The 14,815-nt window shown below is 53.7% G+C and carries 15 protein-coding genes; 1 reads left to right on the top strand and 14 read right to left on the bottom strand.

The window, feature by feature from the left end:
* The 10 genes from BBI15_RS07385 to ruvA form a co-directional block, all read right to left on the bottom strand.
* On the bottom strand, positions 1-513 hold the full coding sequence (locus BBI15_RS07385; protein ID WP_058380980.1) for an adenine phosphoribosyltransferase: 513 nt from the start codon (positions 511-513) through the stop codon (positions 1-3).
* Entirely contained in the window at positions 504-2,846 is a 2,343-nt protein-coding gene (gene recJ / locus BBI15_RS07380; protein ID WP_068868973.1) for a single-stranded-DNA-specific exonuclease RecJ, read from the bottom strand. Before recJ ends, BBI15_RS07385 begins: the two co-directional genes overlap by 10 nt.
* Positions 2,847-2,930: 84 nt before the next feature.
* Positions 2,931-3,371, bottom strand: coding sequence for a LapA family protein (locus tag BBI15_RS07375; protein ID WP_084632784.1), 441 nt, complete (start codon positions 3,369-3,371; stop codon positions 2,931-2,933).
* A gap of 106 nt (positions 3,372-3,477) precedes the next feature.
* Positions 3,478-5,754, bottom strand: a complete 2,277-nt coding sequence (secDF, locus tag BBI15_RS07370; RefSeq protein ID WP_068868972.1) for a protein translocase subunit SecDF — start codon at positions 5,752-5,754, stop codon at positions 3,478-3,480.
* Between the two features lie 63 nt (positions 5,755-5,817).
* Positions 5,818-6,138 (bottom strand): post-transcriptional regulator, encoded by a 321-nt coding sequence (locus BBI15_RS07365; RefSeq protein WP_068868971.1) that lies wholly within the window; start codon positions 6,136-6,138, stop codon positions 5,818-5,820.
* Between the two features lie 420 nt (positions 6,139-6,558).
* A complete protein-coding gene (yajC, locus tag BBI15_RS07360) occupies positions 6,559-6,816 on the bottom strand; it encodes a preprotein translocase subunit YajC (RefSeq protein ID WP_068868970.1) in 258 nt (85 codons plus the stop codon).
* Between the two features lie 41 nt (positions 6,817-6,857).
* A complete protein-coding gene (gene tgt / locus BBI15_RS07355; RefSeq protein WP_068868969.1) occupies positions 6,858-8,000 on the bottom strand; it encodes a tRNA guanosine(34) transglycosylase Tgt in 1,143 nt (380 codons plus the stop codon).
* Positions 7,997-9,049, bottom strand: coding sequence for a tRNA preQ1(34) S-adenosylmethionine ribosyltransferase-isomerase QueA (queA, locus tag BBI15_RS07350; protein WP_068872540.1), 1,053 nt, complete (start codon positions 9,047-9,049; stop codon positions 7,997-7,999). The genes tgt and queA overlap by 4 nt, the downstream gene beginning before the upstream one ends.
* A 23-nt stretch (positions 9,050-9,072) precedes the next feature.
* Complete coding sequence (ruvB, locus tag BBI15_RS07345) at positions 9,073-10,071, bottom strand: Holliday junction branch migration DNA helicase RuvB (RefSeq protein ID WP_068868968.1); 999 nt, start codon at positions 10,069-10,071, stop codon at positions 9,073-9,075.
* A gap of 16 nt (positions 10,072-10,087) precedes the next feature.
* Positions 10,088-10,684: a Holliday junction branch migration protein RuvA gene (ruvA, locus tag BBI15_RS07340; RefSeq protein WP_068868967.1), complete on the bottom strand. Its 597-nt coding sequence runs from the start codon at positions 10,682-10,684 to the stop codon at positions 10,088-10,090.
* 333 nt (positions 10,685-11,017) lie between these two features.
* Between ruvA and BBI15_RS07335 the strand changes: the two genes are divergently transcribed.
* Complete coding sequence (locus tag BBI15_RS07335; protein ID WP_068868966.1) at positions 11,018-11,551, top strand: transcription repressor NadR; 534 nt, start codon at positions 11,018-11,020, stop codon at positions 11,549-11,551.
* A gap of 54 nt (positions 11,552-11,605) precedes the next feature.
* Here BBI15_RS07335 and pheA read toward each other — a convergent pair whose 3' ends face one another.
* Genes pheA through BBI15_RS07315 form a run of 4 tightly spaced genes read right to left on the bottom strand, consistent with a single transcriptional unit; the run spans position 11,606 to position 14,758 of the window.
* Positions 11,606-12,466: a prephenate dehydratase gene (gene pheA / locus BBI15_RS07330; protein WP_068868965.1), complete on the bottom strand. Its 861-nt coding sequence runs from the start codon at positions 12,464-12,466 to the stop codon at positions 11,606-11,608.
* A gap of 19 nt (positions 12,467-12,485) precedes the next feature.
* Complete coding sequence (locus BBI15_RS07325; protein WP_068868964.1) at positions 12,486-12,938, bottom strand: ACT domain-containing protein; 453 nt, start codon at positions 12,936-12,938, stop codon at positions 12,486-12,488.
* Between the two features lie 16 nt (positions 12,939-12,954).
* Positions 12,955-14,244 (bottom strand): GTPase ObgE, encoded by a 1,290-nt coding sequence (gene obgE, locus BBI15_RS07320; protein ID WP_068868963.1) that lies wholly within the window; start codon positions 14,242-14,244, stop codon positions 12,955-12,957.
* Position 14,245: 1 nt separating this feature from the next.
* Positions 14,246-14,758 carry a Spo0B domain-containing protein gene (locus BBI15_RS07315; RefSeq protein ID WP_068868962.1) on the bottom strand — a complete coding sequence of 171 codons (513 nt, stop codon included), beginning with the start codon at positions 14,756-14,758 and terminating at the stop codon, positions 14,246-14,248.
* Between the last annotated feature and the right edge of the window lie 57 nt (positions 14,759-14,815).

Genomic DNA, 14,815 nt, shown 5'->3' with positions numbered 1-14,815 from the left:
TTAATATTGCATCAAAGTCGTGACATCGTAGCCGTCGAGGTTCTTGCGGCCATCCAAATAGGTCAATTCGATCAAAAATGCGCAGCCGACCACAACGCCGCCGAGCTGCTCAACCAAGTTGATCGTCGCATTGATCGTTCCGCCGGTAGCCAAAAGGTCATCCGTGATCAAGACGCGCTGTCCTGGTTTGATGGCATCCTTATGCATCGTCAACACGTCTGTGCCGTACTCCAGGCCGTATTGTGCGCGAATCACTTCACGCGGCAACTTGCCTTCTTTGCGGACTGGCGCAAAGCCAATTCCAAGTGCGTAAGCGACAGGGCAGCCAATGATGAAGCCGCGCGCTTCCGGCCCGACGATGAGTTCTGCATCGACCGTCTTCGCATAGGCGACGATTTGATCCGTTGCGTATTTATAGGCTTCGCCGCTGTCCATCAAGGATGTAATATCCTTGAACTTGATTCCTGGCTTCGGCCAATCTTCTACAATCGTAATATATTGCTTTAAATCCATAATTCTTCCTCCTTGGCTGACACTTGGGCGTCGAACCAGTCTTTTAGATCCCGATAGGATGCATACAAGAGCTTCTGTTCCAAGGCAATCTGACGCTCGCGCTTCTTATAAGCCGGCGCTTCCGACAGGTCGCGTTTTCCCGGAGCCTGTGCAATCTCGGTAATTCCATTGTTAAGTGTAACAAAACCAAGTTCAAAAAACACCTGAAGCATGAAAAATAATGTCTCGCGGCTCCAGCCTTTATGTTTGGCGAGTTCATCACCGTTCTTTTTGAAGTCGAAGCTGCCGCGCTTCTTGACGAAACCGAATAGCCATTTGAACTGCTCGCGGTCCGGGATACGCTCGAAATAGTGGGATTCCTGTGCATAGAAATGGGCATAGACGCGCTTCGGCCGCACTTGCTTAAGGACGGACGACAGCTGCTCCTCTGAATCCGGCAGGTCCAATAGCACGAGATGGTCTTGCGCAGAACCGGACTCCGACAAGGATTGTGCCGGGACGATCGGGCCGTCGAGCAGCGAGCGGAACACCGCTTCGGTCTCTTTCTGGAATGCGACGAACACCTGGTTCTGTTTCGGGATGAGCTTCGACCAGCGGCTCACTTGGCGGATGCCGCGGATGTCGAACAATTGCCATTCGTCCGTGCGGATATCCTCCACCAATAGCTGCGGCTTTTTACGACCGTTCCATTCGTTAATCTGCAAATCACCGATGACATCGATCTTCACATCAGGCGTCAATTCATCGCCGAGCTCGCCGATGCCGAAACCGACCGCATCTAAGGTGGAACTGTTTTGCGCCAGCTCCATCTTCAGATGAGCCTGGCTGGCACCGATTTTACGGATGCCCGCCACTTTCACGCCGTTCAAATAAAACTTCGGCTTGGCAAAGCCCATCCCGAACGGGGCGAGGCGGCGCATGCCTTCGATGGTATCCGTGCTCACCTCATCCAAGGTAACCGGAATATCGATCGACACGACCGGTACCAAATCCTCAGCGGTCAATACAGTTTTTGCTTGTTCGTTCAAACGTTCACGCAGCTCATCGACATGTTCTGCAGCGAGCGTCATGCCAGCTGCCATCGGGTGCCCGCCGAAATGCGGCAGGATGTCCCGGTTTTTGGCAAGTTCATTATAGAGATGGAAGCCTTCGATGCTGCGCGCCGAGCCTTTCGCTTTGTCGTTTGCCAAATCGAGCGACAGGACGATGGACGGGCGGTAGAATTTCTCGGTCAATTTCGAAGCGACGATGCCGACCACGCCTGGATTCCAGCCTTCCTGGGCCACGACGATGACATGCGGCAGCTGCTCGCCGTAACGCGCCTCGACTTGTTCGATCGCTTGCTGTGAAATCGCCTTGACGATTGCCTGGCGTTCTTTGTTCAAGACGTCCAAACCGTCCGCAAGCGATCTCGCTTCCGCTGGGTCGTCGGTCATGAACATCCGTACGGCCGGGTCCGCCGATTGCAGACGGCCGATCGCATTGATGCGCGGGCCGAACATGAAGCCGATTGTCTCTTCGGTGATATCGCGCTGCTTGACGCCCGCTACATCCGCGAGCGCTGCAATCGCGGGCATCGGCGAATCCTGCAAGGCGCGCAAGCCTTCTTTGACGAGCACGCGGTTCTCCCCATGCAACGGCACCAAATCGGCAATCGTGCCGATCGCGACCAGCTCGGTCAAATGGTCCGGGATATCTCCGTATAGCGCCTGGGCAATCTTGAAGGCCACGCCTACGCCAGCCAGTTCACCAAACGGATACTCGCCTTCCGGGTGGCGCGGATGGATGATCGCGAGCGCTTCAGGGAGTTCATCGCCGATATCGTGGTGGTCGCTGATGATGACGTCCATCCCAAGTTCATTCGCCAAGCGCACCGGCTCGATTCCTGATACGCCGTTATCGACCGTGACGATCAAGTTGATGCCTTCCGCGTGCGCTTCCTTGAACAGCTTCGCATTCGGGCCGTAGCCATGGTCGAAGCGGTTCGGGATCTTGAAACTGACATCGGCACCCAAATCCTGCAACACCGTCATCATGACCGTCGTACTGGTGACTCCGTCTGCATCGTAATCACCGTAGACGAGAATTTTCTCTTCCGCTTCAATCGCCTGTTGGATACGCGCCACTGCGACGTCCATATCCTTCATCAGAAACGGGTTATGTATGCCGGACAACTCCACATCCAGAAACTCCTGCGCTTTCCCGACCGTATCGATGCCCCGCGTGACGAGGATTTTCGCCAGCACGGAAGATAAGGACAGCGCTTCCTGCAAGCTCTGCACGACTTGTTCATCCGGGCTTGTCAATTGCCATCTTTTTTTCGATTCAATCATTGGTTCTCACTTCCTCACCCGTACATTATACAACATCGGCGGGCAGACAAAAACCTTTCGGCGCTTAGCCGAAAGGTTCATTTTTTACAATTCGTCGCGGCGTGTGTCCGTCCGGCGATCTTGTGTATCGGTGGTGGTGAACTCGTCCCGTTTGGGCTGCGACCGGAGCGCTTCGTCCTCATCATGCACCCGCTCTTCTCCCGTGACCACCATCGGGTCAGGCGTGACGCCCGCTTTCTGGTATTCAGCGATTTCGTTCTGCTGTGTCGCGATGAGCGATTCCTTGACCGCCACTTCCTTCTGGAGCGTCTTTACCTTGCGCTTCAATTGGTAGTTGCGCGTCATGGCGAGGATGCTCGATAGCAGGAACCCGAGCAATGCGGAGACAAGAATGACCAAAATCAACGGCCACTCAGCTTCGCCGAACACATAATTGACCGGCACATTATCGACATTAAAGACGGCAAAAATAGCGATGATGATGGCAAAAACAAGACCGAGCAATAAGAGCCATTGCATTTTCATATGAACCATCCCTTCTTTTTCAGGCTTCGTATACCTTGCCGCTGACTCCATAAAAAAAGGGACAAGGTATCACTACTCTATACCCTGTCCCTTTCTCCTATTAAACTTATACGACCGGTTCGTCGGAGCCCCATTTGGACTCTTGTTCTTTCTTCTCGATATCGATCGGCCCTTTCTTTTTCAGCTCGCCTTTTTTCAGGACAAGCCAGATCTGGGCCGCGATGAAGATCGAAGAATACGTCCCTGCGATCAAGCCGATCAACAAGGCGATCGAGAAGTTCGTGATCGATGCAGCACCGAAGATCAAGAGCGCAAGCACGACGAGGAAAACCGTCATGACGGTATTGATCGAACGCGTCAAGGTCTGCCGGAGCGAAGTATTAACGATTCTCTCCAACTGGTCGATGGTTTCGATTTTCTTGACGCGGCGCATGTTCTCACGGATCCGGTCAAAGGTGACGATCGTGTCGTTGATCGAATAACCGATGATAGTTAGGACAGCGGCGATGAACGTAATGTCCACTTCGAGACGCATCAAGCTGAAGGCCGCGACGATAAAGAATGCATCGTGCAGGAGTGCAACGACCGAAGCCACGCCCATGCGCCATTCAAAGCGGAAGGCCACATAGATGATGATGCCCACTGCCGCGATGGCAAGTGCATACATGGCGTTCTGTGCGAGTTCGATGCCGACGGTCGGCGACACAGTGGAGACATTAGGTTCGATGCCGTATTCGTCCACAGCCGCGGATTTCAATTCCTCGATTTCCTGCTGGCTGAATTCCTCGCTGTAACGGACGACACCGATGGAAGAGCCTTCTCCCGCCATAACGATGTCGTCTGACGGATAACCGGCACTTTCCACGAAGCTCTCCACTTCATCTTGGGTAAGCGAGGATTCGGAAGTGATTTCCACGCGCGTACCGCTGGAGAAATCGATTCCGAGATTCAACTGGAAGATCGACAGGACGGCCAGCCCGGATAAGATGAGCGCAAGTGACGCGGCGAAGAATTTGCGGCGGTTGCCGGCAAAATCAAAGCGGTCGTAAGGCGTCGTCAAATCCGTGATATGGAGATTCTCTTCTTTCGAGTGGATCTTGTTTTTCGATAAGCCGAACCAGCCTGGCTTATTGTCGAGGAACCCGCTCCATACCCATAAGCCGAGCATGAGCCGGGAGCCCCAAACGGCTGTCAGGAAGCTGGCGAGAATGGAAATGATCAACATCGTCGCGAAGCCTTTGACGGAACTGGTGCCGAAATAGAACAATACGGCCGCAGCGAGGAGCGTAGTGATATTGGCGTCGATGATTGCGGAGAACGATGATCTGGCGCCTGCACGGAATGCATCCCGCACGGACTCACCGGTGCGCAATTCCTCGCGTATGCGTTCGTAAGTGATGATATTGGCATCCACTGCCATCCCGACACCGAGCATGATTGCCGCGATGCCCGGCAAGGTCAGCACGCCGCCGATCCATTCGAAAATCACGAGAATCAAATAGACGTATGCGGAAAGCGTGATGGCTGCAATCGCTCCAGGGAAGCGGTAGAACAACAGCATGAAGATGAGGACAGCCGCGATGCCGATGCCGGCTGCGAATGTCGTCTGCTCCAGCGCCTGTTCACCGAACTGTGCACCGACAGATGTCGAATACACTTCCTCCAATTTCACCGGAAGCGCACCGGCATTCAAAATACCTGCCAGGTTTTGAGTTTCTTCCACTGTGAAGGATCCCGAGATTTCCACACTAGGTGAATTGATGCGCTGTTGGACGCGCGGGTCGGAAACGAATTTCGGGTCCGCTTCCAGGCGTTCTTCCTGATAGGAATCGACGCCTTCCTCAAAATCGAGCCAGATGACCAGCACATTGTCCGGTGCCGGCTTTTGGGCGATTTCGCCAGTCACTTCGGCGAATTTGCCCGGCTCGTTCAGCTCAAGCGTGACGATCGGCTGGCCTTCCTGATTGAAAGTGGCCGTGGCACCGCCTTGTTTGAGATCGTTCCCCGACAGCATGACATTATCGTCCGCATCGCGGAACGATAGATTCGCTTCTGTCGAGAGCAGCTCACGGGCCGATGACTGGTCTTCGATGCCCGCCAACTGGACGCGGATCCGGTTGCCGCTTTCGATCTGGATACTCGGTTCACTGACGCCGAGCACGTCGATGCGGCTTCTCAGCGCATCCGTCGTGTCGGAGACGACTTCTTCTGTGATTTCCTGCCCTTCTTCGAGCGGTTCGACTTGGTAAAGAACTTCAAATCCGCCCTGCAGGTCAAGCCCGAGATTGATGTCTTTAGCGATCGGCAGGCTGGTTGTGCCGATCAGGCCGACGAGCATGAATACCAGCAGGAAAAAGGCGATGATGCGAGATCTTGCTTTCATATGTATAGTTCCTCCTCAATATACAACACAGCACTTACATTATCGGTGACGTGCCAAAAGGTGTCAAATCCCGCGCGGTTTCTGGCGCGCCGGACGAAGAAGCTGCTGCAGGTCCTCCATGCTGTCTTCCGTGAAAAAGTTCGCGGTTTTAAAGGCTTCCACTTGATGGTAAGCGACAAAATCGGAAGCTGTCAGATCCATGATATCCGATACCATTTCATGCAAACGCAGCGCTTCGATCTGTTTCTTTTTCCACACTTTTTTCAGACAATAATCCCACAAGGCTTCCGGGGTGAATGTTTCGTATTGCAAATACGTGAATTCGCTGCATTTGCTCTCCAATGCGGGCAGCACCTGCTCGTATTTTTCCGGATAGCTCATCATGTCGGTGCTCCTTTCTGCAGTTCTGTTTCCATTGTAACTCCCAGGTGGAAATTTTAGAACAAATGCATGAAAATTTTTGGAAAATTGTTTAATTTATTTTGGTTAAAATAAGTTAATGAAATCGCTCCAGGCGGACGCTTTCCGCGGGCATGGCTTGAGCCTCCTCGGTCGCTTCGCTTCCTGTGGGGTCTCAAGACTCATACTATTCCCGCAGGAGTCGCCGCCTTCCACTCTTTCATTTGAGTATATACATTAGATGGGAAATAAACCAAAATAGGTCACTCAATCCACAGCTTCAGTTGTGTTGCATAATATTGTTCTTAAAAAGGCTTTAAATAGCTTTGTTCAGTTAGAGTATAGTGGATTTCCCAATGGACGAAAAAAACGCCTCCCGAAAGGAAGACGGTTTTTTGCGGTTGCTTATTCAACAATGCGGGCAATCGCCTGGCGCTCAAATTGCATGCGCGTGCCGTCTGCCACCGTGATGTAGATGGTCGTATCGTCCACAGCGTCGACTTGGCCATGCAAGCCGCCGATCGTGACGATGCGGTCCCCACGTTTCAATTCGGATTGCATGTTAGCGGTCGCTTTCTGGCGTTTTTGCGCTGGGCGGATGATGAAGAGCCACATCAGCAAGAACATCAATAGTAAAGGTGATAACGCAATTAATGTTTCCATTGTTCAATTTCCCCCTTTCATGTTCTCTATCGTTTTCGTACTCAGAAATTTTTTGCATTCGGCTTGTTGAATCCGTACGCTTCAAAAAATTCTTCGCGGAAATCTCCCAGGCGGTCTTCGCGGATCGCTTGACGCACCTGCTCCATTAAGTTTAACAGAAAATGCAGGTTATGATAACTCGTAAGGCGTATTCCGAAGGTTTCATCGGCACGCAATAGGTGGTGCACATAAGCGCGCGTGTAATTCGTGCACGTATAGCATGTGCATTTCTCATCGATCGGGGTGAAATCACGCTTGAACTTGGCATTCTTCAAATTCAGGCGGCCTGTGCTCGTCATCAACGTGCCGTTGCGGGCAATGCGCGTCGGCAATACGCAGTCGAACATGTCGATGCCGCGGATGGAGCCGTCGATCAAGGAATCCGGCGAGCCGACGCCCATCAAATAACGCGGCTTGTCAAACGGCATGAACGGCGTCGTGAATTCGAGCGCACGGTTCATGACATCTTTCGGTTCACCAACCGACAATCCGCCGATCGCATAGCCCGGGAAGTCGAGCGCGACGAGGTCTTCTGCGCTTTGTCTGCGCAAGTCCTCGTATTCACCGCCCTGGATGATCCCGAACAAACCTTGGTCTTGCGGGCGCGCATGCGCTTCTAGGCAGCGTTCCGCCCAGCGCGACGTGCGTTCGACGCTCGATTTCATGTATTCATGCGTCGCCGGGTAGGGCGGGCATTCATCAAACGCCATCATGATGTCCGAGCCGAGGTCGTTCTGGATTTGCATCGCTTTTTCCGGGCTCAAGAACAATTTATCGCCGTTCATATGGTTGCGGAAATGAACGCCTTCTTCTTTGATATTGCGGAACTCGCTCAGCGAGAACACTTGGAATCCGCCGGAATCGGTCAAAATCGGGCGGTCCCAGTTCATGAATTTATGAAGGCCGCCTGCTTCCCTGATGACGTCATTCCCAGGGCGTAGCCACAGGTGGTAGGTATTGCTTAGGATGATGCCGGCGTTCATCGCTTTCAATTCTTCCGGGCTCATCGTCTTGACGGTCGCTTGCGTGCCGACCGGCATAAAAGCAGGCGTTTCGAACGAGCCGTGCGGCGTGTGGACGATGCCGAGGCGTGCGCCTGTCTGTTTACAAGTTTTGATATGTTCGTATGTTACTGCATGGGTCATGATTCGGTCTCCTTTTTCTGCGGTTCAATAAACATCGCGTCGCCGAAGCTGAAAAAGCGGTAGCGCTCTTTCACGGCTTCATTGTACGCATTCAAGATGGCGTCGCGGTTCGACATCGCGCTGACAAGCATGACGAGCGTCGATTTAGGCAAATGGAAATTGGTGATCAAACCGTCCACCGCTTCAAATTGATAGCCCGGATAGATGAAGATATCCGTCCAGCCGTTGTCTTCCTGCAGCTTGCCGCCGAATTTCTTCGCGACCGACTCGAGCGTGCGCGTCGAGGTCGTGCCAACAGAGATGACGCGGCCGCCTCGTTGTTTCGTTTCATTGATCAATTCTGCAGTTTCTTTTGTGATGCGGTAGAACTCCGCATGCATCTCGTGGTCTTCGATCGATTCCACCGACACCGGGCGGAACGTGCCGAGGCCGACGTGCAAAGTGATGAAGGCGATATTGACGCCTTTGTTGCGGATTTCCTGCAATAATTCATCGGTGAAATGGAGCCCGGCAGTCGGCGCCGCGGCACTGCCCCGTTCTTTCGCGAACACCGTCTGGTAACGGTCCTGGTCTTCCAGTTTCTCGCGGATATACGGCGGCAGCGGCATTTCGCCCAATTGGTCGAGGATCTCATAGAAAATCCCGTCATAGATGAATTTGAAATAACGGCCCCCGTGGTCCAGGACACCTGTGCATTCCGCGCGCAACAATCCATCGCCGAACGACACGACCGTGCCGACTTTCACTTTCTTGGCCGGCTTGACGAGCGTTTCCCACACGTCTTCTTCAGCCTGTTTCAATAGTAGCACTTCGATGTTGGCGCCGGTCTCTTCTTTCGTGCCCATGAGGCGTGCCGGGAGCACGCGCGTATCGTTCAACACGAGCGTGTCGCCTGCGTGCAGATGGCCAAGGATGTCACGGAAATGCTTGTGTTCGACCGCACCCGTTTCTTTGCCCATGACGAGCAAGCGGCTAGACGTCCGGTCGAGAAGCGGCGTTTGCGCGATCAATTCCTCCGGCAACTCAAAATCAAAATCGTTTACATTCAATTGCTGTTCATTCGTTAATTTAGTCATTCAGGCATCTCCATTTTAAAGTGTTCGTATGCAAGAGGCGTCACAGTGCGCCCTCTCGGCGTCCGTTGGATAAAGCCGATCTGCAAAAGATACGGCTCGTAAACATCTTCAATCGTCGTCGATTCCTCGCCGATGCTTGCAGCGATCGTGTCCAAACCGACCGGCCCGCCTCTAAAACGGCTGATCATGCCGGTCAGTAGCTTATGGTCGATATGGTCCAGCCCGAGCGGGTCGACTTGCAGCATCTCGAGCGCCTGCTCGGCCATATCGGTCGTGATCGAGCCGTTGCCGCGCACCATCGCGTAATCGCGCACGCGTTTTAGCAACCGGTTCGCAATACGCGGGGTGCCGCGGGAACGGCGTGCGATTTCACCCGCGGCATGCGGGTCGATATCCGCCTCGAATAAAGCGGCGCTGCGTTCGACGATATCCGTCAACGCTTCCGTGTCGTAATACTCGAGCCGCGACAACACGCCAAAACGGTCGCGAAGCGGCGCCGATAAAGCGCCTGCACGCGTCGTCGCCCCTATCAGGGTGAACGGCGGCAAATCGAGACGCACCGAGCGCGCTGTCGGCCCTTTTCCGACGACGATATCAAGGCAAAAATCCTCCATCGCTGGGTACAGCACTTCTTCGATCGAGCGGTTCAGCCGGTGGATCTCGTCGATGAACAATACATCCCCCGGCTCCAGTGACGACACGATCGCCGCCAAATCGCCCGGCCGTTCGATCGCAGGGCCAGAAGTCATCTTGACGCCGACTTCCATTTCATTGGCGATGACGGTCGCAAGGGTCGTCTTCCCGAGACCCGGCGGCCCGTAAAGCAGCACATGGTCCAGCGATTCGTTGCGCATTCTCGCTGCTTCGATGAAAATCTCTAAATTATGCTTTACCTTCTGCTGGCCGATGTATTGCGACAAACGCTGTGGCCGCAACGATTGCTCAAAGCGCTCATCGAATTCCGAAATTTCGCCGTCAATGATGCGTTCTTCCATGGCGTTCGCCTCCTTGTTAAGTCTGTTTCAATAGTAATTGAAGGGCTTTCTTCATATAGCCTTCCGTGTCGAGCTCCAGGCCTTTCAACTGCGGCTTCACTTTCGTGATCTCGCGTTCCGAATAGCCGAGCGCACCGAGCGCGAGCATCGCTTCTTCGAGCTCGGTTTCGTCGCCGCCGAACAAGTCCGGCTGGCCCGCTTCCTCGTAGGATTCCCCGAAGAAATCCGTCAGCTTGCCTTTCAAGTCCAAGATCATCTGGCGGGCGGTTTTCTTGCCGACGCCAGGGAATTTCACCAAATACTTCTCGTCTTCCTGCTCGATCGCCTCGATGACGAATTGCGGCTGGCCGGATGCCAAAATCGCCAAAGCGCCTTTAGGGCCGATGCCCGAGACGCTGATGAGCTTGCGGAACAACTCCCGTTGCTCGAGCGTCGGGAAGCCGAACAGGAACTGCGCGTCTTCCCTTACGTGATGATGCACAAAGATCTGCAGTTCATCGGATCCGAATGAATACGGGTTCGGGGCAAAGATCTGCCAGCCGACTCCCTGCTGTTCCACCACTAAATATTCAGGCGTCACACGCGTGACTTGCCCTTTTATGTAATCGTACATTGCAATCGCCCTTTCATTTTCAACCTATTGATTATACCATATTCCGCCCGCTCCTACGAAGAAAGCTATCCCGTTTGGCTGGTCCTTGTGGCGCGTTCAAAGAGCTCCCCGCTGATTGAAGTTTATCTTTATGTTAAAATAAAATTATATGGTGAAGTCAAATTCACTCACTCAACGCATTCCGCAAATCTGCTTCGCTTTCCCGCGGAAGTCTTCGCAGTTTTGCTACATTGATATATATTGCTGAACACACCAAGAGTGGCCTTAAATGATTTTTACAGAAAGGCAATTTCAGAGTACAATATGTAATTTGGTAATCAACGGAGGGTTTTCATGAAAAAGTTATACGGCGAAGAGCGCCGGAATGTTTTATTGGATGAGCTGAAGCAGGCGGGGCGGCCGATGACCGGGAGCGCGCTTGCGAAACTCGCGCAAGTATCGCGCCAAGTGGTGGTCGGCGACATGACTTTGCTGAAGGCGAAAGGAGAGCCGATCATCGCGACGAGCCAAGGGTATCTGTACCTGGACCCGAGCGGCAATAAGCAAGTGAGCCGGCGAATCGCCTGCAGCCACCGCCCGGAAGAAACGGAAGCGGAATTGCGCCTACTCGTCGATTGCGGCGTCACAGTGAAAGACGTCTCGATCGAACATCCCGTTTACGGCGAGCTGACAGCCGGCATCCACGTCTCGACGCCGCTGGATGTCGATTTGTTCATGCAGCGCATACGCGATACCGGTGCCAGTTACTTGCTCGAGCTGACAGAAGGCACGCATATCCACACCATCACGGCAGACCTTCCGGAAACGCTCGCAAACGCAGTCGAAGCGATGAAGCAGCACGGCTACCTGCTGGAAGAAGCGGAATAAGCAAAAATCCCCCGGGCGCCACTCAGGCTCCGGGGGATTTTTTTGTGCGTTTCATCATGAATTATAGGTATAGTAGGAACCGAGCGTCTTGACGCCGCAACCGAGAGCCTTAAGCTCTTCGAACGCGCCGCGCATCATCGCCGCGTTCTCGTCTTCCAATACATCGGCGATGAAGAAATAATTGCCGAGCCCTGTCTTCAACGGGCGCGATTCGATCTTCGACAAGTTCAACTGGCGCCATGCGAATACCGACAGCACCTGGTGCAAGACACCGGACCGGTCGTCTTCTGGCGGCGTGATCATCAAAGTGGTCTTGATCTGCGCTTCGTGTTCCGGGTCGGTCAATTTATGGTTGCTTCTCGATAGCACGAAAAAGCGTGTATGGTTGAAATGAAAATCGTGGATATCGCGCTGCACGATGTCCAAGCCGTATTTTTCCGCCGCATAATCATTGGCGATCGCCGCGATATTGCGCTCCGGCAATTCCGCGACCATCTTGGCTGCCGCTGCCGTCGAGCTGTACTGCTCAAGTGGCGTGTTCTTATACGTGTAGAACAGGAACTTATGGCATTGCGCCAAGGCGTGCGGATGCGAATAGATCGCTTCGAACGAATCCGTTCCGCGGTTTTCCGGGTGGGCCAGCAAATGCTGCTGGATCGGCGACAGCACTTCCGCGGTCACATACAGCTCCGCTTCATGGAATAAATAATCCACCGTCAACGGCACCGAACCTTCGAGCGCATTCTCGAGCGGCACGACCGCATAGTCGACCGTGCCGTCCGCGACCGCCTCGATGCATTCGGGAATGGTCGTATACGGCATCAGCTGTTCTGCCGGAAATACTTTGGCAGCGGCCAGATGCGTAAACGACGCTTCCGGGCCTAAAAATGAAATTTTCTTTTTCTCTTCAGTCATGGACTCATTCCCCCTACATTTATGACGAACCGCTCGATACCACGTCGGCCGACTCAACAAAGTCGAGTTTTTTCAGTTGCTGCAAGAACATGTCCAAGTCAACGTCCATCGCCGTCACATCCAGTGACAAAGTGACGTTGGCGCGCCCTTGGATCGGAATGGTCTGGTGGATGGTCAAAATATTGCAGCCCATCTCCGCGACCGCCTGAAGCAAAGTCGCAAGCGTGCCGGAACGGTCTTCCAATTGCAGGAAAACCGTCAAGATCCGCTCTTTGACGATGGAATGAAACGGAAAAACCGCGTCACGGTATTTATAGAATGCCGAACGCGACAATCCGGTCTGTGCGACCGCATCCAGGATGGACATGCGGTCCCGCTGAAGCAATTTCTTCACTTCCAGCGTCTTGACCATCGCTTCCGTCAGTACATCTTCACGCACCAGGTAATAACGTTGTTCCGAAATATCCTTCATTCAAGTACCCTCCGCATCAATCGGTGAATTCGAACTCAAATTCAAGCAAACGGACCGTATCGCCGTTTTCCGCCCCGCGTTCGCGAAGCGCATCATCAATGCCCATGCCGCGCATCTGGCGGGCGAATCGGCGAATCGAATCTTCACGGGAGAAGTCGGTCATCTTGAACATCCGCTCGATCGCATAGCCTGAAAGGACAAAAGCGCCATCCGGATCGCGCGTGATCTCGAATCCATCGCCTTGCATTTCGTGCTTGTAAAGAACCGTATCCGCTGCATTCGGGTCCGCCTCTTCTTCCATCGGGAATTCCGGCGTCACTTCAAGCAAATCGGCTACCGCAAACATCAGGTTGTTCAAGCCTTTTTTCGACAATGCGGAGATCGGGAATACTTTGGCGTCTTCCGGCAATTTCTTGCGGAACGCTTCCAAGTTCTCTTCGGCATCCGGCATGTCCATCTTGTTCGCCACGATGAGTTGCGGGCGTTCAGTCAAGCGCATATTGTATTGCTTCAATTCTTCATTGATGGTCACATAATCCTCGTAAGGGTCGCGGCCTTCCATGCCTGACATATCGATGACGTGCACGATGACGCGCGTCCGTTCGATGTGGCGCAGGAATTGATGGCCAAGCCCAATCCCTTCGTGTGCGCCTTCGATCAATCCCGGCAAATCGGCCATGACGAAGCTGCGCTGGTCTTCCGTCTGGACCATCCCGAGGTTCGGGACGATCGTCGTGAAATGATACGCGCCGATTTTCGGTTTGGCTGCCGTGACGACCGACAATAATGTCGATTTGCCGACACTCGGGAAACCGACGAGGCCGACATCCGCCAACACTTTCAATTCCAGGATGACATTACGCTCCAAGCCCGGTTCGCCTTTTTCCGACAGTTCCGGAGCCGGGTTCTGCGGCGTCGCGAAACGCGAGTTGCCGCGCCCACCGCGCCCGCCGCGAGCGATGATCGCCGTTTGGCCGTCTTCCACCAAATCGGCGATCGTTTCGCCGGTATCGGCATCTTTTACGACCGTGCCCGGCGGAACTTTGATGATCGTATCATGCGCTTTTGCGCCGTGCTGGTTTTTGCTCATGCCGTGCGTCCCGCGCTCGGCCTTAAAGATCCGCTTGAAGCGGAAATCCATCAAGGTGCGCAAGCCTTCATCGACCTGGAAGACGATGTCTGCGCCTTTCCCTCCGTCGCCTCCGGCTGGCCCGCCGTTCGGCACATATTTTTCGCGGCGGAATGCTACCATGCCATCCCCGCCGTCGCCACCTTTTACATATACTTTTACGTGATCGACAAACATATTATCCCTCCATCTGTGCGTGGATCTCAATTTTCGAGCGATCCGATCCGCACGCTTTACCAATTGCCAATTGCTGTGAATCCAAATTCAGGGATGACCAGTCACCGTCACCTGACAGTTCCAGTGAAAACCGGCCGCCCGCTTCCATTATGTGCAGCTCCAGCGTATAGGGCCAAGCGTCGGAAAACGCTTGTTTCACGCTTTCCGCGAATGCTTCGAGCCAGCTAGAGAGCGCCGCATCCAATTCGCGCGGCGCTCTTTGGGCTTCGCAGAACATTGCTAGGCGCAACTCCGGAAAACGCCAGCCAGCCGTCAATAGCCACTCTTCCGTTTCGGGCATAGAGAGAGCCGACAGCCGGCTTTGGTGCATAGCCGCTTCGGCATACGTACGAATGAGCGCCTGGGCTCGATCTGTGCGCCCCAAATCCAGATTCAATTTGATCATCTGCAACTCATTCATGAAATCATGGCGCGCATGCCGAAGCGATTGTGCCACCGTTAGCCTGTCGTCCATAATGCACTTCCTTTTCACACACTTTTAGCCATTATACCAAGTTTCTGGCCGGATTTC

Origin of the sequence: Planococcus plakortidis, assembly GCF_001687605.2 — a bacterium.
Taxonomy (GTDB): domain Bacteria; phylum Bacillota; class Bacilli; order Bacillales_A; family Planococcaceae; genus Planococcus; species Planococcus plakortidis.
This window is presented reverse-complemented; position numbering and strand designations above follow the sequence as displayed.

What these genes read in the sequence shown, in the direction of transcription:
- pheA (WP_068868965.1), bottom strand. Translation starts at nt 12,466, where the DNA reads ATGACTGAAGAGAAAAAGAAAATTTCATTTTTAGGCCCGGAAGCGTCG.
- BBI15_RS07375 (WP_084632784.1), bottom strand. Translation starts at nt 3,371, where the DNA reads ATGAAAATGCAATGGCTCTTATTGCTCGGTCTTGTTTTTGCCATCATC.
- secDF (WP_068868972.1), bottom strand. Translation starts at nt 5,754, where the DNA reads ATGAAAGCAAGATCTCGCATCATCGCCTTTTTCCTGCTGGTATTCATG.
- ruvA (WP_068868967.1), bottom strand. Translation starts at nt 10,684, where the DNA reads ATGTACGATTACATAAAAGGGCAAGTCACGCGTGTGACGCCTGAATAT.
- yajC (WP_068868970.1), bottom strand. Translation starts at nt 6,816, where the DNA reads ATGGAAACATTAATTGCGTTATCACCTTTACTATTGATGTTCTTGCTG.
- recJ (WP_068868973.1), bottom strand. Translation starts at nt 2,846, where the DNA reads ATGATTGAATCGAAAAAAAGATGGCAATTGACAAGCCCGGATGAACAA.
- BBI15_RS07385 (WP_058380980.1), bottom strand. Translation starts at nt 513, where the DNA reads ATGGATTTAAAGCAATATATTACGATTGTAGAAGATTGGCCGAAGCCA.
- BBI15_RS07335 (WP_068868966.1), top strand. Translation starts at nt 11,018, where the DNA reads ATGAAAAAGTTATACGGCGAAGAGCGCCGGAATGTTTTATTGGATGAG.
- BBI15_RS07325 (WP_068868964.1), bottom strand. Translation starts at nt 12,938, where the DNA reads ATGAAGGATATTTCGGAACAACGTTATTACCTGGTGCGTGAAGATGTA.
- BBI15_RS07315 (WP_068868962.1), bottom strand. Translation starts at nt 14,758, where the DNA reads ATGGACGACAGGCTAACGGTGGCACAATCGCTTCGGCATGCGCGCCAT.
- tgt (WP_068868969.1), bottom strand. Translation starts at nt 8,000, where the DNA reads ATGACCCATGCAGTAACATACGAACATATCAAAACTTGTAAACAGACA.
- obgE (WP_068868963.1), bottom strand. Translation starts at nt 14,244, where the DNA reads ATGTTTGTCGATCACGTAAAAGTATATGTAAAAGGTGGCGACGGCGGG.
- ruvB (WP_068868968.1), bottom strand. Translation starts at nt 10,071, where the DNA reads ATGGAAGAACGCATCATTGACGGCGAAATTTCGGAATTCGATGAGCGC.
- BBI15_RS07365 (WP_068868971.1), bottom strand. Translation starts at nt 6,138, where the DNA reads ATGATGAGCTATCCGGAAAAATACGAGCAGGTGCTGCCCGCATTGGAG.